At 42.7% G+C, this 24,182-nt stretch carries 23 protein-coding genes; 11 read left to right on the top strand and 12 right to left on the bottom strand.

Translation table 11 applies throughout. From position 1 onward, the window contains the following. The first annotated feature begins 25 nt into the window (after nt 1-25). The 3 genes from BSQ33_RS08015 (at nt 26) to BSQ33_RS08005 (ending at nt 2,029) form a co-directional block, all read left to right on the top strand. Nucleotides 26-388 (top strand): diacylglycerol kinase, encoded by a 363-nt coding sequence (locus BSQ33_RS08015; RefSeq protein WP_088133820.1) that lies wholly within the window; start codon nt 26-28, stop codon nt 386-388. Nucleotides 389-480: 92 nt separating this feature from the next. Continuing rightward, the gene (lexA, locus tag BSQ33_RS08010) at nt 481-1,104 is read left to right on the top strand and encodes a transcriptional repressor LexA (RefSeq protein ID WP_021021142.1); all 624 of its coding nucleotides are present in this window, start codon (nt 481-483) and stop codon (nt 1,102-1,104) included. Nucleotides 1,105-1,216: 112 nt separating this feature from the next. Beyond that, a complete protein-coding gene (locus BSQ33_RS08005) occupies nt 1,217-2,029 on the top strand; it encodes a class I SAM-dependent methyltransferase (RefSeq protein ID WP_088133819.1) in 813 nt (270 codons plus the stop codon). A gap of 157 nt (nt 2,030-2,186) precedes the next feature. Here the strand turns inward: BSQ33_RS08005 and sthA are convergent, their stop codons facing one another. Continuing rightward, entirely contained in the window at nt 2,187-3,587 is a 1,401-nt protein-coding gene (gene sthA / locus BSQ33_RS08000; RefSeq protein ID WP_027694309.1) for a Si-specific NAD(P)(+) transhydrogenase, read from the bottom strand. 250 nt (nt 3,588-3,837) lie between these two features. Here sthA and fabR point away from each other — a divergent pair, with 250 nt between their 5' ends. Both fabR and BSQ33_RS07990 read left to right on the top strand, forming a co-directional pair. Continuing rightward, nucleotides 3,838-4,467 carry an HTH-type transcriptional repressor FabR gene (gene fabR, locus BSQ33_RS07995; RefSeq protein WP_021021139.1) on the top strand — a complete coding sequence of 210 codons (630 nt, stop codon included), beginning with the start codon at nt 3,838-3,840 and terminating at the stop codon, nt 4,465-4,467. Further along, the gene (locus tag BSQ33_RS07990; protein WP_021021138.1) at nt 4,467-4,820 is read left to right on the top strand and encodes a YijD family membrane protein; all 354 of its coding nucleotides are present in this window, start codon (nt 4,467-4,469) and stop codon (nt 4,818-4,820) included. The genes fabR and BSQ33_RS07990 overlap by 1 nt, the downstream gene beginning before the upstream one ends. Nucleotides 4,821-5,002: 182 nt before the next feature. On the opposite strand, the gene BSQ33_RS07985 is transcribed toward BSQ33_RS07990, so the two are convergent. After that, a complete protein-coding gene (locus BSQ33_RS07985) occupies nt 5,003-6,049 on the bottom strand; it encodes a hypothetical protein (protein WP_157721367.1) in 1,047 nt (348 codons plus the stop codon). 658 nt (nt 6,050-6,707) lie between these two features. Between BSQ33_RS07985 and BSQ33_RS07980 the strand changes: the two genes are divergently transcribed. After that, entirely contained in the window at nt 6,708-6,893 is a 186-nt protein-coding gene (locus BSQ33_RS07980; protein ID WP_088133816.1) for a hypothetical protein, read from the top strand. A gap of 46 nt (nt 6,894-6,939) precedes the next feature. Here the strand turns inward: BSQ33_RS07980 and BSQ33_RS07975 are convergent, their stop codons facing one another. Then, the gene (locus BSQ33_RS07975) at nt 6,940-8,076 is read right to left on the bottom strand and encodes a hypothetical protein (protein WP_088133815.1); all 1,137 of its coding nucleotides are present in this window, start codon (nt 8,074-8,076) and stop codon (nt 6,940-6,942) included. A gap of 830 nt (nt 8,077-8,906) precedes the next feature. Between BSQ33_RS07975 and BSQ33_RS21550 the strand changes: the two genes are divergently transcribed. Then, on the top strand, nt 8,907-9,083 hold the full coding sequence (locus BSQ33_RS21550; protein WP_157721366.1) for a hypothetical protein: 177 nt from the start codon (nt 8,907-8,909) through the stop codon (nt 9,081-9,083). A gap of 46 nt (nt 9,084-9,129) precedes the next feature. Here BSQ33_RS21550 and BSQ33_RS07970 read toward each other — a convergent pair whose 3' ends face one another. Next, a complete protein-coding gene (locus BSQ33_RS07970; protein ID WP_088133814.1) occupies nt 9,130-10,269 on the bottom strand; it encodes a hypothetical protein in 1,140 nt (379 codons plus the stop codon). A gap of 838 nt (nt 10,270-11,107) precedes the next feature. Between BSQ33_RS07970 and BSQ33_RS07965 the strand changes: the two genes are divergently transcribed. Continuing rightward, nucleotides 11,108-11,302, top strand: a complete 195-nt coding sequence (locus BSQ33_RS07965) for a hypothetical protein (RefSeq protein WP_088133813.1) — start codon at nt 11,108-11,110, stop codon at nt 11,300-11,302. 44 nt (nt 11,303-11,346) lie between these two features. On the opposite strand, the gene BSQ33_RS07960 is transcribed toward BSQ33_RS07965, so the two are convergent. Next, the gene (locus BSQ33_RS07960; protein ID WP_088133812.1) at nt 11,347-12,483 is read right to left on the bottom strand and encodes a tetratricopeptide repeat protein; all 1,137 of its coding nucleotides are present in this window, start codon (nt 12,481-12,483) and stop codon (nt 11,347-11,349) included. An 843-nt stretch (nt 12,484-13,326) separates the two neighbouring features. Here BSQ33_RS07960 and BSQ33_RS07955 point away from each other — a divergent pair. Then, the gene (locus tag BSQ33_RS07955) at nt 13,327-13,512 is read left to right on the top strand and encodes a hypothetical protein (protein WP_088133811.1); all 186 of its coding nucleotides are present in this window, start codon (nt 13,327-13,329) and stop codon (nt 13,510-13,512) included. Between the two features lie 46 nt (nt 13,513-13,558). Here the strand turns inward: BSQ33_RS07955 and BSQ33_RS07950 are convergent, their stop codons facing one another. Continuing rightward, entirely contained in the window at nt 13,559-14,719 is a 1,161-nt protein-coding gene (locus tag BSQ33_RS07950; protein ID WP_088133810.1) for a tetratricopeptide repeat protein, read from the bottom strand. 834 nt (nt 14,720-15,553) lie between these two features. Here BSQ33_RS07950 and BSQ33_RS07945 point away from each other — a divergent pair. Next, complete coding sequence (locus BSQ33_RS07945; RefSeq protein WP_088133809.1) at nt 15,554-15,736, top strand: hypothetical protein; 183 nt, start codon at nt 15,554-15,556, stop codon at nt 15,734-15,736. Between the two features lie 46 nt (nt 15,737-15,782). On the opposite strand, the gene BSQ33_RS07940 is transcribed toward BSQ33_RS07945, so the two are convergent. Beyond that, nucleotides 15,783-16,916 (bottom strand): tetratricopeptide repeat protein, encoded by a 1,134-nt coding sequence (locus BSQ33_RS07940; protein ID WP_088133808.1) that lies wholly within the window; start codon nt 16,914-16,916, stop codon nt 15,783-15,785. An 834-nt stretch (nt 16,917-17,750) separates the two neighbouring features. Between BSQ33_RS07940 and BSQ33_RS07935 the strand changes: the two genes are divergently transcribed. Next, complete coding sequence (locus BSQ33_RS07935) at nt 17,751-17,945, top strand: hypothetical protein (protein ID WP_088133807.1); 195 nt, start codon at nt 17,751-17,753, stop codon at nt 17,943-17,945. 72 nt (nt 17,946-18,017) lie between these two features. Here BSQ33_RS07935 and BSQ33_RS07930 read toward each other — a convergent pair whose 3' ends face one another. From BSQ33_RS07930 to BSQ33_RS07910, 5 genes are all read right to left on the bottom strand, one after another. Further along, nucleotides 18,018-18,992 (bottom strand): hypothetical protein, encoded by a 975-nt coding sequence (locus BSQ33_RS07930; protein ID WP_088133806.1) that lies wholly within the window; start codon nt 18,990-18,992, stop codon nt 18,018-18,020. Between the two features lie 271 nt (nt 18,993-19,263). Beyond that, nucleotides 19,264-20,241 carry a hypothetical protein gene (locus tag BSQ33_RS07925; protein ID WP_088133805.1) on the bottom strand — a complete coding sequence of 326 codons (978 nt, stop codon included), beginning with the start codon at nt 20,239-20,241 and terminating at the stop codon, nt 19,264-19,266. A gap of 272 nt (nt 20,242-20,513) precedes the next feature. Further along, on the bottom strand, nt 20,514-21,488 hold the full coding sequence (locus BSQ33_RS07920; protein ID WP_088133804.1) for a hypothetical protein: 975 nt from the start codon (nt 21,486-21,488) through the stop codon (nt 20,514-20,516). A gap of 272 nt (nt 21,489-21,760) precedes the next feature. Next, nucleotides 21,761-22,732 (bottom strand): hypothetical protein, encoded by a 972-nt coding sequence (locus BSQ33_RS07915; RefSeq protein ID WP_088133803.1) that lies wholly within the window; start codon nt 22,730-22,732, stop codon nt 21,761-21,763. A 272-nt stretch (nt 22,733-23,004) separates the two neighbouring features. Continuing rightward, nucleotides 23,005-23,979: a hypothetical protein gene (locus BSQ33_RS07910; protein ID WP_088133802.1), complete on the bottom strand. Its 975-nt coding sequence runs from the start codon at nt 23,977-23,979 to the stop codon at nt 23,005-23,007. Between the last annotated feature and the right edge of the window lie 203 nt (nt 23,980-24,182).

Genomic DNA, 24,182 nt, shown 5'->3' with positions numbered 1-24,182 from the left:
TCACATTCATTAATCGGAAAAATCTATGCAACAGAAACCAGCTCAAGGTTTAACACGTATATTGAACGCAGCGAAATATTCCTATCAGGGCATTCGTGCCGCGATCATTGGTGAAGCGGCTTTTCGGGAAGAGCTGATTGTATGTCTGATCCTGATACCCATCGCCTTGTTCGCAGAGGTCACCCAAATCGAGCGCTTACTGCTCATTGGTTCGTTGCTGGTGGTTTTGATCGTTGAGCTTTTAAATAGTGCGATTGAGGCTGTTGTCGATCGCATCGGCACTGAGCACCACCAACTGGCGGGACAGGCCAAGGATATGGGCTCTGCCGCCGTGTTACTCTCGATTCTTATGTCACTTTATATCTGGGTCGATATTTTTATATTCTAAGTCTTTCAAAGACTGGGTTTGAAAGATTCACTTTTCATTTATCAGAATACTGGATATACTCACAGTTAACTGTATAAAAAGACAGGTGAATTATGAAGCCTTTAACACCACGCCAACAACAGGTCTTTGATTTGATCAAAAGCCGGATTGAAGATTCCGGAATGCCACCGACTCGCGCTGAAATCGCGAAAGAATTGGGATTCCGTTCTGCCAATGCGGCTGAAGAACATTTGAAAGCACTTGCGCGTAAACAAGTGATTGAAATTGTTCCGGGCGCTTCTCGAGGCATACGTATTCTGCTCGACTCTGCACATGACCCGGTTGAAGAAGGTCTGCCATTGATTGGTCGCGTTGCCGCGGGTGAACCGATTCTGGCGCAGGAACATGTTGAAGCACACTATCAGGTCGATCCCGCCATGTTCAAACCCCAAGCTGATTTTCTGCTGCGAGTTCACGGTGAGAGTATGAAAAATATTGGCATCATGGATGGCGATTTGCTGGCCGTGCATAAAACGCAGGATGTCAGAAATGGTCAGATCGTGGTTGCCCGTGTCGAAGATGATGTCACGGTGAAACGTCTTGATCGCCAAGGGGCTAAAGTGTTGTTACATGCGGAAAATGAAGACTTTACTCCCATTGAGGTCGATCTCACGGCTCAGGAATTGACGATTGAAGGGGTCGCTGTTGGAATTATCCGTAATACCGATTGGATGTAACTGACTGATGGTAAAACATCTGACAGCGTAAGTTATTGAGAATCTCTCTCAATAACTTGCTAATGGTATTGATATTCATTATCATCTAAACCGACTTTAGAGGATAATGACGATGTCATATTATTGCCGGAAGCATCGAGAACACTATCAAATTCCCGCACATCTTATTGAGCCGCTTTGGTTCCGAAGCCGGGAAAGCCTAGCAGACAATGGCCTGATTTATGACCCGATTGCCGCTCAAGCCTGTTTGTCCTGTCAGGTCGCTCCCGATTGCCGGAGTGGCAATATTGATCAAAAGCAGTTACTCCATGTCACACTGACTCAGATCTGTGATCAACAAGTTCGTGAGTTTCTTTCTACCTATCCGGATGCTTGGGTGATCAACGTCGGTGCCGGCTTAGATACTCGGTTTTATCGGGTTGATAATGGTCGTTGCCATTGGCTGGAAGTGGATGTGTCTGAGCATTTGATCTGGCGACAGCGATTATTCCATCCCAGTGAACGTTATCAGCATATCAGTGGTAGCGTCACATCATTAACGTGGTTAAAAACCATCAATATTTCAGACTCCGTTCCGGTCTTGATTCTTTGTGAACACGCTTTGCTTGAAACGCAGTCAGAGCATGTGGCCGCCTTTATCAGAACGCTTGGGCTGACCTTCCCTCATGCTCATGCGTGTTTACTGCTGGCTGGCGATAAAACCGGTACGCGTTTAGGGCAACGGCTGGGTTCCGGTTCTTATCAACATGGCTTTGCAGCCCCCGATCATGCGGTATTGAACTGCTTGCCGTGGGTCAAAGATGTGCAGCGCTTCTCACCATTAAATTATCCATGTCGGCGTTGGAAAATATGGCAGCGCTTGGTTTGTCGCCTGACAAGCTGCCAATTCCGTTACACTCCTGTCGTGATTCGTTGTCATTGGTAAATTGTTATTGGTAAATTGTGATTGGTAATGCTGGATGGCTCTCGTATCGTATGCAGGCTTTGTGTGTAAAACAAAACCTGCAATGAGACAAAACCAAGCATCGCAGACGAAAAGCAACGCCACTTGCAAATCAAATCTGCAAGTGGCTTGCCCTCGATTAGAACAGGCGGTTCAAGCCGTTTAATGCGGCGACCCGATAGGCTTCCGCCATTGTTGGATAGTTAAACGTCGTATTGACGAAATATTCAATGGTATTGGCGGTGCCTTTTTGTTCCATGATGGCCTGACCGATATGAATGATTTCCGCAGCCCGCTCACCGAAACAGTGAATCCCGAGGATTTCTTTGGTTTCTCGGTGGAACAGAATCTTCAAACTCCCTACATCGGTGCCTGCGATTTGCGCGCGTGCCAGATGTTTAAAAGAAGAACGACCCACCTCATAAGGGATCTTGGCATTGGTCAGCTCCTGCTCGGTTTTGCCGACGGAACTGATTTCAGGAATGGTGTATATCCCGGTCGGAATATCTTCAATCAGCTGACTGTTACTTGCCCCGAATGCGATGATTTGTGCGACGAAGCGGCCTTGGTCATAAGCGGCGCTGGCGAGGCTAGGGTAGCCAATGACATCACCGACGGCATAAATATGTGCCATTTCGGTTTGGTAACTCCGGTTGACTGCCAGTTGACCACGAGAGTCAGCGGTTAATCCCAATGCTTCCAGATTTAACCGATCGGTATTGCCCGTTCTGCCATTCGCATAGAGCAGACAGTCAGCCTTCATTTTCTTGCCTGATTTCAGGTGAACAATCACCCCGTCCTGGCAAACTTCAATGTTCTGATAGGTTTCATCATTACGAATCACCACGCCGTTATTCCAGAAGTGGTATGACAGTGCATCTGAGACCTCATTATCCAGAAAAGATAATAAACGGTCACGGGTATTAATCAGGTCAACTTTCACCCCAAGTCCACGGAAGATCGACGCATATTCACAGCCGATGACGCCTGCACCATAGATGAGGATATGGCGTGGGTCGTGTTCGAGGTTGAGGATCGAGTCACTATCGTAGATTCGGGGATGATTGAAATCGACATCATCCGGCTGATAAGGGCGTGAACCTGTGGCGATTACAAATTTATCTGCGGTATAACGCTCTTTGCTGCCATCAGACTGAAGAATTTCAATCGTGTGGCTATCAATAAACTGGGCAACACCAAACAGTAACGTACACTTGTTGCGATCATAAAACCCTTGCCGTAATCGTGTCTGTTTATCGATGACAGATTTGGCATGTAACAGAATGTTGGGGAATGTGGCGTGGAGGCTGGTGTTGTTATGGCAAAACAGCGGGTTGCTGTTGAATTCGATGATACGGCTGACGGCATGTCTTAAGGCTTTTGATGGAATCGTCCCCCAATGGGTACATCCGCCACCGACACTTTGCTCTTTTTCAACGATGGCGACATTCAGCCCTGCTTTGGTCAGTCCCATTGCGGCACCTTCACCGCCGGGACCACTGCCGATGACAATCGCATCGAAATGATGAGTCTCTGACATATGACTTCCTGATGAATATTCGTTGGTTTTTTGATGATGATATTGTAACGCATCATTGTAGTGGATCATTGTAACGGATTCTTTGTCTGTGTCTCCGTTCTGCCAAGTGATCAGTGATAATGATCGCTGATACCGCTATGAAATTCGTTTGAAGAGAAAATTTTGCGCAGGATGAGATATTGTTTATCGATAAAAAAATAATTCGCGTTATAGTAGATCGTTTTTAGCTGTGATTTAGGAATTGTACGCCATGGGAATCCGTGCTCAACAGAAAGAAAAAACCCGTCGTTCATTAATTGATGCTGCATTTCGCCAATTGAGCGCACAACAGAGTTTTTCCAGTTTGAGCCTGAGAGAAGTCGCCAGAGAAGCCGGTATTGCCCCGACTTCATTTTATCGCCATTTTGATGATATGAATGAGTTAGGGCTGACGATGGTTGATGAAGGGGGATTATTACTGCGGCAACTGATGCGCCAGGCACGACAGCGTATTGCGACCAAAGGCAGTGTGATCCGCACCTCGGTCGAGACTTTCATGGAGTTTATCGAAAACAGTCCCAATGTGTTTCGTTTATTGCTGAGAGAACGCTCTGGAACGTCTTATGATTTTCGGGCCGCTGTGGCCAGAGAGATCCAACATTTTTCTGCCGAACTGACCGAATACCTTGTCCTGAATGGCTTAGCGCGAGAAATCGCAGCGCCTCAGGCAGAAGCCTCCGTGACGTTGGTGTTTAGCTCCGGTGCAGAAGCGATGGATCTGGATAAGCGTGAGCGCGACGAACTGGCAGAACGATTAATTGTTCAGTTAAGAATGATTGCTAAAGGTGCGGCAAGTTATCGGGCTGCACGTAAACATCAACAGAGAGATGGAGTTGATTAATGTCGAGTCAAAATACCTCAGAGCGCAAGAATCTGATTCTTGCTTTTATTGTCGGCGTATGTGGTGATGCCATTCTGTCTTCGATGACCATGAGTGAGATCACGTTTTCTATTTTCCCTTGGATAGCGTTAATTCTCGCGGTTCAGGCACTGTATCAAGAGTACCTGCGTCAGCCGGTCTCAGAAGATTTTCCGCTGGTGGGACTTGCCTGCTTTTTTGTCGGTGCTTTTGGTCATTCGGCCTTTGTTAAAGCGCAGTACCCCGAAGCCGGTTCGAACTTTCTCGCGATCGTCGTGGTGTTGTTGTTAATGGTCTGGATTGCCCGCAAAATGGGGTATTGGGGAAAACACTAACTCTGCGATGCTATAGGGTATCAGTGCGACAAGCCGCAGTGTGAATACAATTGTTTTCTCAACAAGCGCGATATAACCAACAAAGCCGGTCAATTGACCGGCTTTGTTGGTTGTGAAACGACCTTTCATCATCATTGGCGTGCCGGTTACCGTGAGTCATCATCGTGAGTATTGCGTTCCTCTTACTTTTCAATCACCGAAACTTTGCGCCACGCATAATCTTTAAAGTCACTTCTTTTGAAATCATAACGTTGAATAAATTTTTCAATCAACTGATCTTGTTGTTCAGTGGTCAGGTGGGTACTCTTCGATGAGATAAAAAATAACCGCTCCTTGCCGGCAAAATTTTCCGAGGTCAGCATGTACGCCTCTTGGCTCATCTTACCGCCATTGAGCAGCGCTTGACTCAGAATAAAACTACGGCTGAAATGACTTTTATCCAGTTGGTATTGTTTGAGATCTTCTTGCGTCAGATTGGGGTTTCTTGTTAAGAACTCTGCACGCTCTGCGTCAGTGACCGGCTGAATTTTAGTGATCCAAAGCGAGGAATCTTTCTGATGCTTGTCACCGGGGTAATAAATGGACTGATTTATATAATAATCCATCGTTTCAATGTAGATACCAACCCGGTAGCCTTGTGTGTTCTCGTGGCTCAAAAAGAGAGAGATTGGATTCATACCATTTTGAACATAGTCCCTGTCAGCGTTGCGAAAACTGGGGTGTTCCAGATAGTCCTGAATCTCATTGACATAGCTGGAGAATCCGTACTGATTCGGGATCATATAACCATCCAGTGGCATTTGGGCATTGGTATAGACATAAAATGCCCCTAAATCTTTTTCTCTTTGCTCGAGTGTCGCTTCGGCTTGCTTTAAGAGGTTGTATGCTTCCTGTCGGTTTTGATGATGCATATTGTTCATGGCTTGCATGGCATTCTGAATGGCAAGCTCATCCTGTTGTCGCTTCCAGGCGATCCCCTGTATCGCTGCAATAAAACCGAGGAACAGACATACAGCAACGATGAATTCAAGCTGACGCTTTTTATCAACAGCGGCCGCCATCTGTTCAGGAGTGAGGAAACGAATATCATAACCGAGAAGTTCATCGTCGTTGGGCAGTCTGACTTGGCCGACATCTTCAAATGGCACATAAATAACCCGTCCATTTTTTAATGTTACGATCGCGTAAGCATCGATGGTCTCGACAAGGCCATTATTTTCGATACACACATACGATATCTCCCACCCGGGAAATTTAGCATGCGAGTAAAGCACTGCATTTTTATCAACGAGTTTAATGGCTCTCTGGACATTGGTGTAAAAGAACATACGTGATGGCTTCCGTTGACTTGATAAGACGATTTTAAATATGGGCGATCAATACGCACGTTATGTGAATACTGATCTAGGTGCTGATTTAACGCCGACTGACGATATGAACAGGCGCATTTGATTAAGAGAGGGCGATTATAATGAAATCTCAGCATTGTTCTTGATAGATTGATATATAAAAGAACACACTGTGAAATTACTCGCAAAATTATGACGAACCGAGTGTGAACAAAGTATGGGATTTTGCTCTATCACACGCGCTTTATTTTCTTGTACCTCGCCAACAAACCCGACACTGCTTACCCTGAATTCGCACCGATAAAAACGGTGTCGGGATTGGAACCCCGTTTCAACCACAGACGCACAAATTGCCTTATCTTGTACAGATGAGCCTTTGTGTGTAGCCTTTACTCACTCCTATTATGGTGAGCTGGGTATAGGGCTGACTTTGTCAGGCTGCAACCTGTGGTGCGGTAGTTCCAAACCTTGCTCAGTTCACCACCTCTGAGATTGGAACCTCTGGTGGTGATTTTTTGAAAATCTACAGGAGGCTACAATGCTGAACTCACAACCTAATTATGATCTACACCTGACTGCTCGCGGTTATCTGATTGATTTTCTCGCCATGAATACCGCACCTTTCGTTAACCAAAATGAACTGCGTGAAGTGCTGTTATTTCTCAATAATCTGATTACCTTTGATGAAATAAATTTGATTAAAGAAGACGTCGAAGGGATTTAAGGAATATAAAGAGGGATCAGATTGCTGATCCCTCTTTTTGTAGTTTTTATGGTCTTGTGTTCATTTCATCAATGTAGATAACAGGAGTTATATCATTAAGTATTAATTTTGCAATTCTATCTGATTCTCTTTTTTCTTCATCTGTAAGTGGAGCAATATTATTTTTATCCAAGTTAAAATCAAAGATAGAAACCCTATTATTACCATTGCCACGAACTACATCATTCGCCATTGCACAAGCAGCCCCTTTCACAACATCATTTCTCAATCTGTTAGATACTTTAGAATAATAAGCTTCACAAATATAAGATGAAACATTCAAAGATATACTGTGTTCAACTACTCGTTTTACATAATCTTCAGAATACATGTCATTATAAGAATATACATAATACATAGATGGTGGAAAGTTATTATTTGCTCCCAGTCTCAATAAATTGGAAATTAACTTTTTTTTCTCTATAGAAATAGATTTGTTTTGTTCCAAAAATGGTAAGTATAATCCACTAGTATAATTATAAATTTGTCTCATCAATGGCTGGTAATAATGGTTCTTTGCATTTTCAGTGACTAACTGCTCTAGTTTTTTATGCACCTCTTCTGAGCTATTTTCATCATACTGAAGCAGATAATACTCTGCTTTTTTATCACCTTGAGCTGCCCGCTCTTGCAGGAGTTTTCGCCCGAGCTCTCCCCATTTTTTATCACAGTAACCGCCCATAAACATCTGACACTCACGGTCATTGATATCTAACCGTAATGCAGCATACGGGTTACCCAGCACCGCTGATTTCTGGAATAATTTCGCTGCCGGGCCACTGGAGTAGTAACTATCATCATAGGTGATATGAGCCAGCCAATACATTGCGTCAGCATTGCCTTGTTCGACTAAGGGTTGCAGGAGTTTTTGGGCTATATCCCAGCGATCACGTTGAATTGCCAGTACGGGCTCATACAGCGGATCTCCGGGGCGATAGGTGCTGGAGATATACGGGTCGGGGTTAAATGGCTGGCTTTTTTCAGCCATTCTCAACAGTTCCGTCAACACCTTGGGGCCTTCCGCTTGGCGGGACTGAAAGCCAGAAGGGATCGCCAGATAGGCCATCAGTCCGCTGGCCGCTAAAATAATCACACCAACGATGGTCAGCAGTGTTTTGTAAATCAGTTTCTTATTGATACTCATGCTTTAAAGTGTCCAGCTTTGTTCTTTCCACGGGTTGTAGGTGGTTTTGTTCCACAAATAACCTTTGTCTTTTCTCGTCTCTGTTTTGGAGCATTGTATGATGCGCTGAATATTTTCGATCTCAGTCACTGCCGCGTCTGCGCATCAGATACTTTTGGCTTGGCCCCAAAAGGCCTGTATCAGCTTCAGAGCATATTATCAGGGGCGCTTTTATTCGCATCCTGCTCATGAAAAGCTAAAAAGTTCGTCCTGAACTTTTTCCCTGAGTTCATCGCTTCAATATACATCGGCAAACATGACGTCAATGTTTCTGAAACCACCCAAACTGATGGTGCGTCATTTTACAGAGCCGATGTTGATTTAAGCTTCATTTTAATGATTTTAATAAATTCATTTGAGTGAATGGAGATTATACCTTAATCCAGATATGAATCCTGATGAACTGCTTGATCCTCGACAACACTGTGAAATTACTCGCAAAATAATGATGAACTGAGTGTGAGCAAAGTATGGGATTTTGCTTTGTCACACGCGCTTTATTTTAGCGCGCCTCGCCAACAAACCCGACACTGCTTACCCTGAATTCGCACCGATAAAAACGGTGTCGGGATTCGAACCCCAACTGACATCACTAGGCATATAAAGCGACGCTTGTCTTGGTCTGTATTTATATGTAGCCTTTGCTCATCTGGATAATGGTGAGCTGAATGAGGCTGACTTTGGTCAGGCCGTGTCCTAGTGAATGGTTGTTCGAACCTTGTTCAGTTCACCACCTTCGAGATTCGAACCTCTTGGTGGTCATTTTCTAAAAATTTCACTAGGAGAGTATTATGTCTAATCACCTTGATCTACACCTGACCGCTCGCGGTTATCTGATTGATTTCCTTGCCACCAGTACCGCACCTTCCGTTGATCAAAATGAACTGCGTGAAGTGCTGTTATTTCTCAATAATCTGATTACGTTTGATGAAATAAATTTGATTAAAGAAGACGTCGAAGGGATTTAAGGAATATAAAGAGGGATCAGATTGCTGATCCCTCTTTTTGTAGTTTTTATGGTCTTGTGTTCATTTCGTCGATATAGATAACAGGAGTCATATTTTTTAGTATCAATTTGGCTATTTTATGTGCTTTTTCAACTTCTTCATCAGTCAATGATTTAATATTGTGTTTATCTAGCATAAATTCGAATAAACCTAGCTCATTTTCTTTTTCAGTCTTATTCTTTGTAATGTCGGTTGCGTATGCGTATGCAGCACCTTCTATAATTTTGTTACGATCATTAGAATTTGATAAATACTCCATACATGAATATTGCTGAGAATTTAATGTTAGGCATTTATCTATAACTCTTGAGATATATGCTTTATCTAAAAGATCTCTATCAGTATATAAAACTTTATTAATTGCCGGTGTGAAATTATTATTAGCTGGTATTTTTGAAATTGTCACTAATATTTTTTTTTGTTCCTCATTTGGGGGGGTTCCTCTATTGAAGAAGGATAAATATCGACCGTCATAATAGTCATAGATTAATCTCATTAATGGCTGATAATAATGATTCTTGGCATTTTCAGTGACTAATCGTTCCAGCTCTTTATGAACCTCTTCTGAGCTGTTTTCATCATACTGAAGCAGGTAATATTCCGCTTTTTTATCACCTTGAGCTGCGCGCTCTTGCAGGAGTTTCCGCCCGAGTTCACCCCATTTTTGATCACAGTAACCGCTCATAAACATCTGGCATTCAAGGTTTTTGCTATCTAAACGAAGTGCTGCATAGGGATTCCCCAGCTCGGCTGACTTCTGGAATAACTTGGCCGCCGGGCCGCTGGAGTAGTAGCTATCGTCATAGGTGATTTGAGCCAGCCAATACATGGCATCAGCATTGCCTTGTTCAACTAAGGGTTGCAGGAGTTTTTGGGCTATATCCCAGCGATCACGTTGAATTGCCAGTACGGGCTCATACAGTGGATCTCCGGGGCGATAGGTGCTGGAGATATACGGGTCGGGATTAAATGGCTGACTTTCTTCAGCCATTTTCAACAGTTCTGTCAACACCTTGGGACCTTCCGCTTGACGGGACTGAAAGCCAGAAGGAATCATCAGGTAGGCCATAAAGCCACCGACCGCTAAAATAATCACACCAATGATGGCCAGCAGTGTTTTGTAAATTAGTTTCTTATTGATATTCATGCTTTAAAGTGTCCAGCTTTGTTCTTTCCACGGGTTGTAGGTGGTTTTGTTCCAGAAGTAACCTTTGTCTTTTCTCATCTCTGTTTTAGGGCGTTGTATGATGCGCTGAATATTTTCGATCTCAGTCACTGCCGCGTCTGCGCATCAGATACTTTTGGCTTGGCCCCAAAAGTATCCAAAAAGGCCGGTTGTTCAGCTTTAGTGCTGGCTATCAGGGGCGCTTTTATTCGCATCCTGCTCATGAAAAGCTAAAAAGTTCGTCCTGAACTTTTTCCCTGAGTTCATCGCTTCAATATACATAGGCAAACATGACGTACATGTTTCTGAAACCACTCAAACTGATGGTGCGTCATTGTACAGAGCCGACGTTGATTTAAGCTTCATTTTAATGATTCTAATAAACTCATTTGAGTGAATGGAGATTATACCTTAATCCAGATATGAATCCTGATGAACGGCTTATTCCTCGACAATACTGTGAAATTACTCGCAAAATTATGACGAACTGAGTGTGAGCAAAGTATGGGATTTTGCTCTATCACACGCGCTTTATTTTCTTGTACCTCGCCAACAAACCCGACACTGCTTACCCTGAATTCGCACCGATAAAAACGGTGTCGGGATTCGAACACCGTCTAAACCACAGATGCACAGACTGCCTTATCTTGTACAGATGAGCCTTTGTGTGTAGCCTCTACTCACTCCTATAATGGTGAGCTGGGTTGGGCTGACTCAGTCAGGCTGCAACCTGTGGTGCGGTAGTTCGAACCCTCCCAGTTCACCACCTCTGAGATTCGGACCTCCGGTGGTGATTTTCGACAAACTACAGGAGGCTACAATGCTGAACTCACAACCTAATTATGATCTACATCTGACCGCTCGCGGTTATCTGATTGATTTTCTCGTCACCAATACGGCACCTTCCGTTGACCAACACGAATTGCGTGAAGTGCTGTTGTTTCTCAATAATCTGATTACCTTTGATGAAATGAATTTAATGAAGGAAGACGCAGAAGGGGTTGTATTGAGATGATAAAAAAGGGAGCAGATCACTGCTCCCTGTGTAAAAATCGTCATTTATGGTTTTGGATTCATTTCATCGATATAGATAACAGGAGTCATATTATTTATTATTTCTTGTGCTTTATTATGAGAATTATTAAATTCTAATTCAGTCAAAGGATTTAAGTTGTTTTCTTTAAGAATATAATTAAACCTTCTTAAGTTATCATCTCTGTTCTCTAATTGATCTGAAGCAATAGCACATGCTGCACTATCTATAATGTGATTTCTGTCAATATTGTCAACTTCTGTATAGTATCTTATACATAGGAATGGTTCTGTATTTATCATTATACTTTGCTTGATTACTTTTAATAAATATGGTTTTTTATAGAAGTTTCTATTGAAAAAAACAATGTTTGTCATTGCTGGTGGGAAGTTGTTATTGACTGGAAGGAATGCTAGCTCATATATATACTTGTTTTCTTCAGAAGAAATAGTCTCCCTTCTATTGAAAAAAGTTAAATACATTCTATCTTTATAACTCTTCATAAGTCTCATCAATGGCTGGTAATAATGATTCTTAGCATTCTCTGTAACGAGTTTCTCTAACTTCTTATGTACCTCTTCTGAGCTATTTTCATCATACTGAAGCAGATAATATGCTGCTTTTTTATCACCTTGCTCAGCGCGCTCTTGCAGTAGCTTACGCCCGAGTTCACCCCATTTTTTATCACAGTAACCGCCCATAAACATCTGACACTCATGGTCATTGATATCTAACCGTAATGCAGCATACGGGTTACCCAGCGCCGCTGATTTCTGGAATAATTTCGCTGCCGGGCCACTGGAGTAGTAACTATCGTCATAGGTGATATGAGCCAGCCAATACATGGCATCTGGGTTACCTTGCTCGACTAATGGTTTCAACAGATCTTCGGCTTTTCCCTGCCGATGTCTTTGAATATACAGCAAGGGCTCATACAGTGGATCTCCGGGGCGATAGGTGCTGGAGATATACGGATCCGGGTTAAATGGCTGGCTTTTTTCAGCCATTTTCAACAGTTCCGTCAACACCTTGGGGCCTTCCGCTTGGCGGGACTGAAAGCCAGATGGAATCATTAGGTAGGCCATAAAGCCACCTATGGCTAAGATAACAATACCAATTAAGGTAAAGAGTGTCTTGTAAATCAGTCGCTTATTGATCTTCATGATTTAGAGTGTCCAGCTTTGTTCTTTCCATGGTTTATAGGTGGTTTTGTTCCACAAGTAACCTTTGTCTTTTCTCGTCTCTGTTTTGGAGCATTGTATGATGCGCTGAATATTTTCGATCTCAGTCACTTCTGCGTCTGCGCATCAGATACTTTTGGCTTGGCCCCAAAAGTATCCCAAAAGGCCGATTGTTCAGCTTTAGTGCCGGTTATCAGGGGCGCTTTTATTCGCATCCTGCTCATGAAAAGCTAAAAAGTTCGTCCTGAACTTTTTCCCTGAGTTCATCGCTTCAATATACATAGGCAAACATGACGTACATGTTTCTGAAACCACCCAAACTGATGGTGCGTCATTTTACAGAGCCGATGTTGATTTAAGCTTCATTTTAATGATTTTAATAAACTCATTTGAGTGAATGGAGATTATACCTTAATCCAGATATGAATCCTGATGAATGGCTTATTCCTCGACAACACTGTGAAATTACTCGCAAAATTATGACGAACCGAGTGTGAGCAAAGTATGGGATTTTGCTCTATCACTCGCGCTTTATTTTCTTGTACCTCGCCAACAAACCCGACACTGCTTACCCTGAATTCGCACCGATAAAACCGGTGTCGGGATTGGAACACCGTCTAAACCACAGATGCACAAATTGCCTTGTCTTGTACAGATGAGCCTTTGTGTGTAGCCTTTACTCACTCCTATTATGGTGAGCTGGGTATAGGGCTGACTTTGTCAGGCTGCAACCTGTGGTGCGGTAGTTCCAAACCTTGCTCAGTTCACCACCTCTGAGATTGGAACCTCTGGTGGTGATTTTTTGAAAATCTACAGGAGGCTACAATGCTGAACTCACAACCTAATTATGATCTACACCTGACTGCTCGCGGTTATCTGATTGATTTTCTCGCCATGAATACCGCACCTTTCGTTAACCAAAATGAACTGCGTGAAGTACTGTTATTTCTCAATAATCTGATTACGTTTGATGAGATGAATTTAATGAAGGAAGACGCGGAAGGGATTTAAGGAATATAGAGAGGGATCAGATTGCTGATCCCTCTTATTGTGGTTTTTATGGCCTTGGATTCATTTCGTCGATATAAATCATTGGTGTCATTTCTTTAACTATTTTTATTACTCTTTTTCTAATTAAATCCATTTCTTTTTCACTTAATGAATCTTTACCATTTTTTTCTAGATCCTCATTAATAAACTGAATGCCCCAATCATTTTCCGCTTCTCTTATATCATAAGAATTCCAATCATTAGTAGATTTAAATATGTTACCAATAATAATACATGTTACAGCATCTATTACATTACTTCTGGATTTGTATATCATTTTCTTGTAATAATTTTCACATGTAGACCAATTTCCGCCAATTTTGAAGTAATGGTGCATGTACATGTTAGGTTTTTTTATGTTTTTTGTATAAAAAATACCTCCAATAGCAGGTGAGAAATTATTTTTTACCATCAATATAGATAAATTATTAAGATTCTCTTTATCTTCGGAAGATATATTTTTTTCTTTTTGGAAATAGGTCAAATAAGATTGAATTGAATAATCAATAATCATATTCATTAATGGTTGATAATAATGATTCTTGGCATTTTCAGTGACTAATTGCTCCAGTTTTTTATGCACTTCTTCTGAGCTGTTTTCATCATACTGAAGCAGGTAATATTCCGCTTTTTTATCGCCTTGAGCTGCCTGCTCTTGAAGCAATTTTCTCCCAAGTTTTCCCCATTTCGGGTCGCAGTAGCCGCGAAGATAAAGGCTGCAATCTTCACTGCTGACATCCAAACGAAGAGCTGCATAAGGGTTGCCCAATTCAGCGGATTTCCGGAATAGACGAGCAATTTCTTCACCTGCGTAGATACTGCCCCCAGAGATATGAGCCAGCCAATACATTGCATCAGCATTGCCTTGTTCAACTAAGGGTTGCAGGAGTTTTTTTGCTATATCCCAGCGATCACGTTGAATTGCCAGTACGGGCTCATACAGCGGATCTCCGGGGCGATAGGTGCTGGAGATATACGGGTCAGGGTTAAATGGCTGACTTTCTTCAGCCATTTTCAGCAGTTCCGTCAATACCTTGGGGCCTTCCGCTTGGCGGGATTGAAAGCCGGAAGGAATCATCAGGTAGGCCATAAAGCCACCTACGGCTAAGATGATAATGCCAATTAGGGTAAAGAGTGTTTTGTAAATCAGTCGCTTATTGATCTTCATGCTTTAAAGTGTCCAGCTTTGTTCTTTCCACGGGTTGTAGGTGGTTTTGTTCCACAAATAACCTTTGTCTTTTCTCGTCTCTGTTTTGGAGCATTGTATGATGCGCTGAATATTTTCGATCTCAGTCACTGCCGCGTCTGCGCATCAGATACTTTTGGCTTGGCCCCAAAAGTATCCCAAAAGGCCTGTATCAGCTTCAGAGCATATTATCAGGGGCGCTTTTATTCGCATCCTGCTCATGAAAAGCTAAAAAGTTCGTCCTGAACTTTTTCCCTGAGTTCATCGCTTGACTATACATAGGCAAGTGTTTCTGAAACCACTCAAACTGATGGTGCGTCATTGTACAGAGCCGACGTTGATTTGAGCTTCATTTTAATGATTCTAATAAACTCATTTGAGTTAATGGAGATTATACCTTAATCCAGATATGAATCCTGATGAACGGCTTGTTCCTCGACAACACTGTGAAATTACTCGCAAAATAATGATGAACTGAGTGTGAGCAAAGTATGGGATTTTGCTTTGTCACACGCGCTTTATTTTAGCGCGCCTCGCCAACAAACCCGACACTGCTTACCCTGAATTCGCACCGATAAAACCGGTGTCGGGATTAGGAACCCCGCAACCATGCATCAAACACACTCGTTCAGTCTTGTTACGACTGATGTTTGTGTGTAGCCTTACCTCACTCTTATTATGGTGAGCTGGGCATAGGCAGCTATGCTGGCCGTTTTGATGTGGCGGTAGTTCCTAACCTTGTCCAGTTCACCGCCCATTGATTAGGAACCTCTGAGTGGTGATAATTTTTAACCATTTCACATCAAGAGTTTATTTATGTCTAAACCTCTAAATATCGACTTACATCTGACCGCTCGCGGTTATCTGATTGATTTTCTTGCTGCCAGTACCGCACCTTCCGTTGATCAAAATGAACTGCGTGAGATTCTGTTATTTCTCAATAATCTGATTACGTTTGATGAGCTAAATTTGATTAAAGAAGAGGTCGAAGGGATTTAAGGAATATAAAGAGGGATCAGATTGCTGATCCCTCTTTTTGTAGTTTTTATGGTCTTGTGTTCATTTCGTCGATATAAATGGCAGGAGTCATGTTTTTAATAATTTCTTCTGCTATCGATTGAGCCTTTGTTAATTCATCTTTCGTCAATGGTTTGATGTTATTGTTATTTATAGAATAGTTATATATTGTCATGTTATCCGTTTCATTTTGCAATGTATCATCAACAATTGAACATGCTGCTCCCATAATTATATTATCTCTGTCACTGTTATCTATATCAGAATAGTAATTTCTACATACATATAAATTACTATAGTTATATATAGTGTGCTTAACTAGTTTTGACATATAAGAATGAGAGATTAAATCCACATTGCTATATATAGTGTTATTCACCAATGGGAGGAAGTTATTGTTTGCAGCTAACTTTGATAATTTTATTATTAATTTTTTGTTCTCCAAAGATAATGGTTCATTTTTTTCTAAAAATGGTAGGTATGATCTGCTGGTATAGTCATAGATTAATCTCATTAATGGCTGATAATAATGATTCTTGGCATTTTCAGTAACTAGTCGTTCCAGCTCTTTATGCACCTCTTCTGAGCTGTTTTCATCATACTGAAGCAGGTAATATTCCGCTTTTTTATCGCCTTGAGCTGCCTGCTCTTGAAGCAATTTTCTCCCAAGTTTTCCCCATTTCGGGTCGCAGTAGCCGCGAAGATAAAGGCTGCAATCTTCACTGCTGACATCCAAACGAAGAGCTGCATAAGGGTTGCCCAATTCAGCGGATTTCCGGAATAGACGAGCAATTTCTTCACCTGCGTAGATACTGCCCCCAGAGATATGAGCCAGCCAATACATTGCATCAGCATTGCCTTGTTCAACTAAGGGTTGCAGGAGTTTTTTTGCTATATCCCAGCGATCACGTTGAATTGCCAGTACGGGCTCATACAGCGGATCTCCGGGGCGATAGGTGCTGGAGATATACGGGTCAGGGTTAAATGGCTGACTTTCTTCAGCCATTTTCAGCAGTTCCGTCAATACCTTGGGGCCTTCCGCTTGGCGGGATTGAAAGCCGGAAGGAATCATCAGGTAGGCCATAAAGCCACCTACGGCTAAGATGATAATGCCAATTAGGGTAAAGAGTGTTTTGTAAATCAGTCGCTTATTGATCTTCATGCTTTAAAGTGTCCAGCTTTGTTCTTTCCACGGGTTGTAGGTGGTTTTGTTCCAGAAATAACCTTTGTCTTTTCTCGTTTCTGTTTTCGAGCATTGTATGATGCGCTGAATGTTTTCGATCTCAGTCACTGCCGCGTCTGCGCATCAGATACTTTTGGCTTGGCCCCAAAAGTATCCCAAAAGGCCGATTGTTCAGCTTCAGTGTCGGCTATCAGGGGCGCTTTTATTCGCATCCTGCTCATGAAAAGCTAAAAAGTTCGTCCTGAACTTTTTCCCTGAGCTCATCGCTTGACTATACATAGGCAAGTGTTTCTGAAACCACTCAAACTGATGGTGCGTCATTGTACAGAGCCGACGTTGATTTAAGCTTCATTTTAATGATTCTAATAAACTCATTTGAGTGAACGGAGATTATACCTTAATCCAGATATGAATCCTGATGAACTGCTTGTTCCTCGACAACACTGTGAAATTACTCGCAAAATTATGACGAACCGAGTGTGAACAAAGTATGGGATTTTGCTCTATCACACGCGCTTTATTTTAGCGCGCCTCGCCAACAAACCCGACACTGCTTACCCTGAATTCGCACCGATAAAAACGGTGTCGGGATTGGAACACCGAGTAATAACACCAAACGCATAAACCATCGCCTTGTGCTACTTCATGTTTATGTGTAGCCTTGGCTCACTCCTATTATGGTGAGCTGACAAGGCAACCTTGTGTTGACCGTTTGGTGTTAACGGTAGTTCCAAACCTTGTTCAGCTTGCCACCCATGGAGATTGGAACCTTCAGTGTGGCTGTATTTTCTCATTAACACCAAAGAGGTTACGATGTCTAATTCACAACCTAATTATGATCTACACCTGACTGCTCGCGGTTATCTGATTGATTTTCTCGCCATGAATACCGCACCTTCCGTTAACCAAAATGAACTGCGTGAAGTACTGTTATTTCTCAATAATCTGATTACGTTTGATGAGATGAATTTAATGAAGGAAGACGCGGAAGGGATTGAATTGAGATGAAAATAGGGGAGCAGTGAACTGCTCCCCCGTTTAGAAATCCACAAGGAGAGACATTCGTCTCTCCTTATTCCGTTATGCTTCGGCAAAAATATCCAGTATCGGGCCACTGGCAGGGATATTATTTTGCTCCTGCGCTTTGGCTATTTTTGTGAGTTGAGCTTCGAACGCCTCATCACTCATCTGCCGCCAGTAGCGCGGGTCGCGATTGGTTTGTTGGTCATACTCGGCTGTGGTCGGGTCAAGGTGGCGGAACGGCTCTAACATCGGGATATCCGGCAGCGGTTTGCTGACATCCATATATTGCTGGATCATATTCCATAGGCGGTGATACTCGGCAACGGGCGCATTGACCCCGACCAGAGAGCCGATATTGACGCCATGCTTGTAGTTACTGTAACGATGCACCAGCATTAAGCGATAAGAGAGCAGCCCCTGATGATTGGGGTTGCTGGCAAGAATACAGTCAAACTCGATCAATGGGTGGGTAAAGATTTTACGGTTACCCGCACCGTAGAGAGTGACCATACCTGTTTCGCGGTTCAGGCAATATTTTTTACGGGCAACCCAACGTTCAAGCTGAGCTTTGGTCATCTTCGGGTCGATACGGTTAATAATAAATACGGGTAAATAGATAATCACGGCTGGTAATGCTACATATAATGTTAAATTCCAAACAGCTTGGAGAGCCACGCTAGGCCCTGCTTCACCAAAAGCGGGGATTAACGTTAATAGACATGCCAATGGATAAAATGCATATAAGACAACTTTTGCCATTGTTACCAGAAATAAATAAAATCCAGCCCATACAAAAAATGTATAGGGTTGAACCTTTTTATGCGTCCAAAACAGATCATTTTCAGCACCCTCTTCATTGAGGATTGACGGGGGCTGATCTTTAAGCGCAGTTGTGGCAATACTGGTGTTGGTATCAGAAAAAGGAAATACCTGCCCCCGTTTACGTATCTTCTCCATTAACCCCCGCGATTTTTCCGGCTGCGGCTGCGGGTGAAACTGCTTGCTGTTATAGGCGGTGGGTTGGTAACTCATTCAATTACTCTTTTTAAATCTGGTCATTGATGATCCAGAGAAAGTCTGGCGTCTTCAGTTTTGGAATGAAGTGTTATTTCATATTAATATTGAAAGTGAACTCATCTGAATGATTTTAATTATAACGCAATCTAAATATGAATCTCGATGAGTTTGCCTATAAAACAGCACGGTGTGAAATTACTCGCAAAATTATGAGTCAGATTTTTGAAAGGGTGCTAGGTCATTCAAATAAGGAGTGAAGGAGAGACATTCGTCTCTCCTTATTCCGTTATGCTTTGGCAAAAATATCCAGTATCGGGCCACTGGCAGGGATATTATTTTGCTCCTGCGCTTTGGCTATTTTTGTGAGTTGAGCTTCGAACGCCTCATCACTCATCTGCCGCCAGTAGCGCGGGTCGCGATTGGTTTGTTGGTCATACTCGGCTGTGGTCGGGTCAAGGTGGCGGAACGGCTCTAACATCGGGATATCCGGCAGTGGTTTGCTGACATCCATATATTGCTGGATCATATTCCATAGGCGGTGATACTCGGCAACGGGCGCATTGACCCCGACCAGAGAGCCGATATTGACGCCATGCTTGTAGTTACTGTAACGATGCACCAGCATTAAGCGATAAGAGAGCAACCCCTGATGATTGGGGTTACTGGCAAGAATACAGTCAAACTCGATAAATGGATGGGTAAAGATTTTACGGTTACCTGCACCGTAGAGAGTGACCATGCCCGTTTCGCGATTCAGGCAATACTTTTTGCGAGCAAACCAACGTTCAATCTGATCTTTGTTAATGCTTGGGTTGATACGATTAATAATAAAAATTGGTGTATAAATAATCAATGCAGGAAGTGCGATATAGATAGTTGTCGTTAAAAAGTATGTAAATGCCCCTTGAACTCCGTGATCACCAAATATCCAAATACAAACGGATAAAAATAATTGCAATGGATAAATCACATATAAGACAACCTTTGCCATTGTTACAAGGAATAAATAAAAGCCTGCCCATGCAACAAAAGTATAGGGCTGTACCTTTTTATGCGTCCAAAACAGATCATTTTCAGCACCCTCTTCATTGAGGATTGACGGGGGCTGATCTTTAAGCGCAGTTGTGGCAATACTGGTGTTGGTATCAGAAAAAGGAAATACCTGCCCCCGTTTACGTACCTTCTCCATTAACCCCCGCGATTTTTCCGGCTGCGGCTGCGGGTGAAACTGCTTGCTGTTATAGGCGGTGGGTTGGTAACTCATTCAATTACTCTTTTTTAAATCTGGTCATTAATGGTCCAGAGAAAGTCTGGCATCTTCAGTTTTGGAATGAAGTGGTATTTCACATTGATATTGAAAGTAAACTCATTTGAGTGATTTTGATTATAACGCAATCCAAATATGAATCTCGATGAATTTGTCTATAAAACAACACGGTGTGAAATTACTCGCAAAATTATGAGTCAGATTTTTGAAAGGGTGCTATGTCATTCAAATAAGGAGTGAAGGAGAGACATTCGTCTCTCCTTATTTCGTTATGCTTCGGCAAAAATATCCAGTATCGGGCCACTGGCAGGGATATTATTTTGCTCCTGCGCTTTGGCTATTTTTGTGAGTTGAGCTTCGAACACCTCATCACTCATCTGCCGCCAGTAGCGCGGGTCGCGATTGGTCTGTTGGTCATACTCGGCTGTGGTCGGGTCAAGGTGGCGGAACGGCTCTAACATTGGGATATCCGGCAGCGGTTTGCTGACATCCATATATTGCTGGATCATATTCCATAGGCGGTGATACTCGGCAACGGGCGCATTGACCCCGACCAGAGATCCGATATTGACGCCATGCTTGTAGTTACTGTAACGATGCACCAGCATTAAGCGATAAGAGAGCAGCCCCTGATGATTGGGGTTACTGGCAAGAATACAGTCGAACTCAATAAATGGATGGGTAAAGATTTTACGGTTACCTGCACCGTAGAGAGTGACCATGCCCGTTTCGCGGTTCAGGCAATACTTTTTACGGGCAACCCAACGCTCAAGCTGAGCTTTGGTCATCTTTGGGTCGATACGGTTAATAATAAATACGGGTAAATAGATAATCACTGCTGGTAATGCTACATATAAGGTAAAAGTCCAAACACCTTGAAGGGCCACGCTAGGTCCTGCTTCACCAAAAGCGGGGATTAACATCAATACACACAACAATGGATATAGAACATATAAGACAACTTTTGCCATCGTTACCAGAAATAAATAAAATCCAGCCCATACAAAAAATGTATAGGGTTGAACCTTTTCATGCGTCCAAAATAGATCGTCCTCAGCGCCATCTTCATTGAGGATTGACGGGGGCTGATCTTTAAGCGCAGTTGTGGCAATACTGGTGTTGGTATCAGAAAAAGGAAATACCTGCCCCCGTTTACGTATCTTCTCCATTAACCCCCGCGATTTTTCCGGCTGCGGCTGCGGGTGAAACTGCTTGCTGTTATAGGCGGTGGGTTGGTAACTCATTCAATTACTCTTTTTTAAATCTGGTCATTAATGGTCCAGAGAAAGTCTGGCATCTTCAGTTTTGGAATGAAGTGGTATTTCACATTGATATTGAAAGTAAACTCATTTGAGTGATTTTGATTATAACGCAATCCAAATATGAATCTCGATGAATTTGTCTATAAAACAGCACGGTGTGAAATTACTCGCAAAATTATGAGTCAGATTTTTGAAAGGGTGCTATGTCATTCAAATAAGGAGTGAAGGAGAGACATTCGTCTCTCCTTATTCCGTTATGCTTTGGCAAAAATATCAATTTCGGGGCCAGTAGGGGGGATATTCTGCTCTCGCTGATTGCGAGCCATTTCGGTCAACGTTTTATCGAATTCCTCATCTGACATACTGCGCCAGTAATTGGGATTGCGTTGATGTTGTTGATCGTAGGCGGCGGTGGTCGGGTCTAATTCACGAAACTGCTCTAACATCGGGATATCCGGCAGCGGTTTGCTGACATCCATATATTGCTGAATCATATTCCATAGACGCCTGTATTCTGCTAATGGGGCATTGACGCCAACCAAGGAGCCGATATTAACACCTTGGGCGTAATCACTATAACGATGGACTAACATCAGTCGGTAGCTCAACAGGCCTTGATGGTTTGGGTTGCTGGCAAGAATGCAATCAAACTCGATAAATGGATGACTAAAAATCTTGCGATTGTGTTCACCATATAGGGTCACCATACCGGTTTCCCGATTAAGACAATGTTTTTTACGGGCAAATAAAGAGAGGTTTGTTTTATCGACTTTGGGGTTGCGCCAATTAATCCACAGTATAGGGCTATATAATAATAGAGGTATTACTGCTAAATATATTGTCGTCTCTATAAAAAAATAGAGTATACCTTTTGGGTCTGCTTCACCGTATATTAACATCGCAATAGTAGCCAGTACTGCCATTGGATAGATAAACATTAATACAAATTTAGCTAATCCCGCAAGGAACATATAAATGCCAGCCCAGCGAACAAATGTATATGGTTGCATTTGTTGGTGTGTCCAAAAATCATCGACACCGACCTCACTATTGAGTACCGAGGGCTTGGGAGTTCTGACAGCACTCGTGGCGATACAATCATTGACTTGAGAAAATGGAAACACTTCTCCCCGTTTGTGCATTCTTTCGGACCAGCTTTGTTTTTCTCTCGGATTCGGCTGAGGGGTAAATGTTTGGCTATTGTAGGCCGTGGGTTGGTAACTCATTCAATTACTCTTTTTTAAATCTGGTCATTAATGGTCCAGAGAAAGTCTGGCATCTTCAGTTTTGGAATGAAGTGGTATTTCACATTGATATTGAAAGTAAACTCATTTGAGTGATTTTGATTATAACGCAATCCAAATATGAATCTCGATGAATTTGTCTATAAAACAGCACGGTGTGAAATTACTCGCAAAATTATGAGTCAGATTTTTGAAAGGGTGCTATGTCCTTCAAATAAGGAGTGAAGGAGAGACATTCGTCTCTCTTTATTCCGTTATGCTTTGGCAAAAATATCCAGTATCGGGCCACTGGCAGGGATATTATTTTGCTCCTGCGCTTTGGCTATTTTTGTGAGTTGAGCTTCGAACGCCTCATCGCTCATCTGCCGCCAGTAGCGCGGGTCGCGATTGGTTTGTTGGTCATACTCGGCTGTGGTCGGGTCAAGGTGGCGGAACGGCTCTAACATCGGGATATCCGGCAGCGGTTTGCTGACATCCATATATTGCTGGATCATATTCCATAGGCGGTGATACTCGGCAACGGGCGCATTGACCCCGACCAGAGAGCCGATATTGACGCCATGCTTGTAGTTACTGTAACGATGCACCAGCATTAAGCGATAAGAGAGCAGCCCCTGATGATTGGGGTTACTGGCAAGAATACAGTCAAACTCGATAAATGGATGGGTAAAGATTTTACGGTTACCTGCACCGTAGAGCATAACCATGCCCGTTTCGCGATTCAGGCAATACTTTTTACGGGCAACCCAACGTTCAATCTGATCTTTGTTAATGTTTGGGTTGATACGGTTAATAATAAATACGGGTAAATAGATAATAATCGCAGGTAATGCAGCATATAAGGTAAAAGTCCAAACACCTTGAAGGGCCACGCTAGGCCCTGCTTCACCAAAAGCGGGGATTAACATTAATGCACATGCCAATGGATAAATTATATATAAGACAACTTTTGCCATCATTACCAGAAATAAATAAAATCCAGCCCATGCGATAAAAGTATAGGGCTGTATTTTTTCATGCGTCCAAAATAGATCGTCCTCAGCGCCATCTTCATTGAAGATTGACGGCGGCTGATCTTTAAGCGCAGTTGTGGCAATACTGGTGTTGGTATCAGAAAAAGGAAATACCTGCCCCCGTTTACGTATCTTTTCCATTAACCCCCGCGATTTTTCCGGCTGCGGCTGCGGGTGAAACTGCTTGCTGTTATAGGCGGCGGGTTGGTAACTCATTCAATTACTCTTTTTAAATCTGGTCATTGATGATCCAGAGAAAGTCTGGCGTCTTCAGTTTTGGAATGAAGTGTTATTTCATATTAATATTGAAAGTGAACTCATCTGAATGATTTTAATTATAACGCAATCTAAATATGAATCTCGATGAGTTTGCCTATAAAACAGCACGGTGTGAAATTACTCGCAAAATTATGAGTCAG

The organism is Vibrio gazogenes (genome assembly GCF_002196515.1).
Taxonomy (GTDB): domain Bacteria; phylum Pseudomonadota; class Gammaproteobacteria; order Enterobacterales; family Vibrionaceae; genus Vibrio; species Vibrio gazogenes_A.
The sequence above is the reverse complement of the archived record's forward strand: the minus strand, read 5'-3'. Positions and strand labels throughout refer to the sequence as shown.

What these genes read in the sequence shown, in the direction of transcription:
- BSQ33_RS08015 (WP_088133820.1), top strand. Translation starts at nt 26, where the DNA reads ATGCAACAGAAACCAGCTCAAGGTTTAACACGTATATTGAACGCAGCG.
- lexA (WP_021021142.1), top strand. Translation starts at nt 481, where the DNA reads ATGAAGCCTTTAACACCACGCCAACAACAGGTCTTTGATTTGATCAAA.
- BSQ33_RS08005 (WP_088133819.1), top strand. Translation starts at nt 1,217, where the DNA reads ATGTCATATTATTGCCGGAAGCATCGAGAACACTATCAAATTCCCGCA.
- sthA (WP_027694309.1), bottom strand. Translation starts at nt 3,587, where the DNA reads ATGTCAGAGACTCATCATTTCGATGCGATTGTCATCGGCAGTGGTCCC.
- fabR (WP_021021139.1), top strand. Translation starts at nt 3,838, where the DNA reads ATGGGAATCCGTGCTCAACAGAAAGAAAAAACCCGTCGTTCATTAATT.
- BSQ33_RS07990 (WP_021021138.1), top strand. Translation starts at nt 4,467, where the DNA reads ATGTCGAGTCAAAATACCTCAGAGCGCAAGAATCTGATTCTTGCTTTT.
- BSQ33_RS07980 (WP_088133816.1), top strand. Translation starts at nt 6,708, where the DNA reads ATGCTGAACTCACAACCTAATTATGATCTACACCTGACTGCTCGCGGT.
- BSQ33_RS07975 (WP_088133815.1), bottom strand. Translation starts at nt 8,076, where the DNA reads ATGAGTATCAATAAGAAACTGATTTACAAAACACTGCTGACCATCGTT.
- BSQ33_RS21550 (WP_157721366.1), top strand. Translation starts at nt 8,907, where the DNA reads ATGTCTAATCACCTTGATCTACACCTGACCGCTCGCGGTTATCTGATT.
- BSQ33_RS07970 (WP_088133814.1), bottom strand. Translation starts at nt 10,269, where the DNA reads ATGAATATCAATAAGAAACTAATTTACAAAACACTGCTGGCCATCATT.
- BSQ33_RS07965 (WP_088133813.1), top strand. Translation starts at nt 11,108, where the DNA reads ATGCTGAACTCACAACCTAATTATGATCTACATCTGACCGCTCGCGGT.
- BSQ33_RS07960 (WP_088133812.1), bottom strand. Translation starts at nt 12,483, where the DNA reads ATGAAGATCAATAAGCGACTGATTTACAAGACACTCTTTACCTTAATT.
- BSQ33_RS07955 (WP_088133811.1), top strand. Translation starts at nt 13,327, where the DNA reads ATGCTGAACTCACAACCTAATTATGATCTACACCTGACTGCTCGCGGT.
- BSQ33_RS07950 (WP_088133810.1), bottom strand. Translation starts at nt 14,719, where the DNA reads ATGAAGATCAATAAGCGACTGATTTACAAAACACTCTTTACCCTAATT.
- BSQ33_RS07945 (WP_088133809.1), top strand. Translation starts at nt 15,554, where the DNA reads ATGTCTAAACCTCTAAATATCGACTTACATCTGACCGCTCGCGGTTAT.
- BSQ33_RS07940 (WP_088133808.1), bottom strand. Translation starts at nt 16,916, where the DNA reads ATGAAGATCAATAAGCGACTGATTTACAAAACACTCTTTACCCTAATT.
- BSQ33_RS07935 (WP_088133807.1), top strand. Translation starts at nt 17,751, where the DNA reads ATGTCTAATTCACAACCTAATTATGATCTACACCTGACTGCTCGCGGT.
- BSQ33_RS07930 (WP_088133806.1), bottom strand. Translation starts at nt 18,992, where the DNA reads ATGAGTTACCAACCCACCGCCTATAACAGCAAGCAGTTTCACCCGCAG.
- BSQ33_RS07925 (WP_088133805.1), bottom strand. Translation starts at nt 20,241, where the DNA reads ATGAGTTACCAACCCACCGCCTATAACAGCAAGCAGTTTCACCCGCAG.
- BSQ33_RS07920 (WP_088133804.1), bottom strand. Translation starts at nt 21,488, where the DNA reads ATGAGTTACCAACCCACCGCCTATAACAGCAAGCAGTTTCACCCGCAG.
- BSQ33_RS07915 (WP_088133803.1), bottom strand. Translation starts at nt 22,732, where the DNA reads ATGAGTTACCAACCCACGGCCTACAATAGCCAAACATTTACCCCTCAG.
- BSQ33_RS07910 (WP_088133802.1), bottom strand. Translation starts at nt 23,979, where the DNA reads ATGAGTTACCAACCCGCCGCCTATAACAGCAAGCAGTTTCACCCGCAG.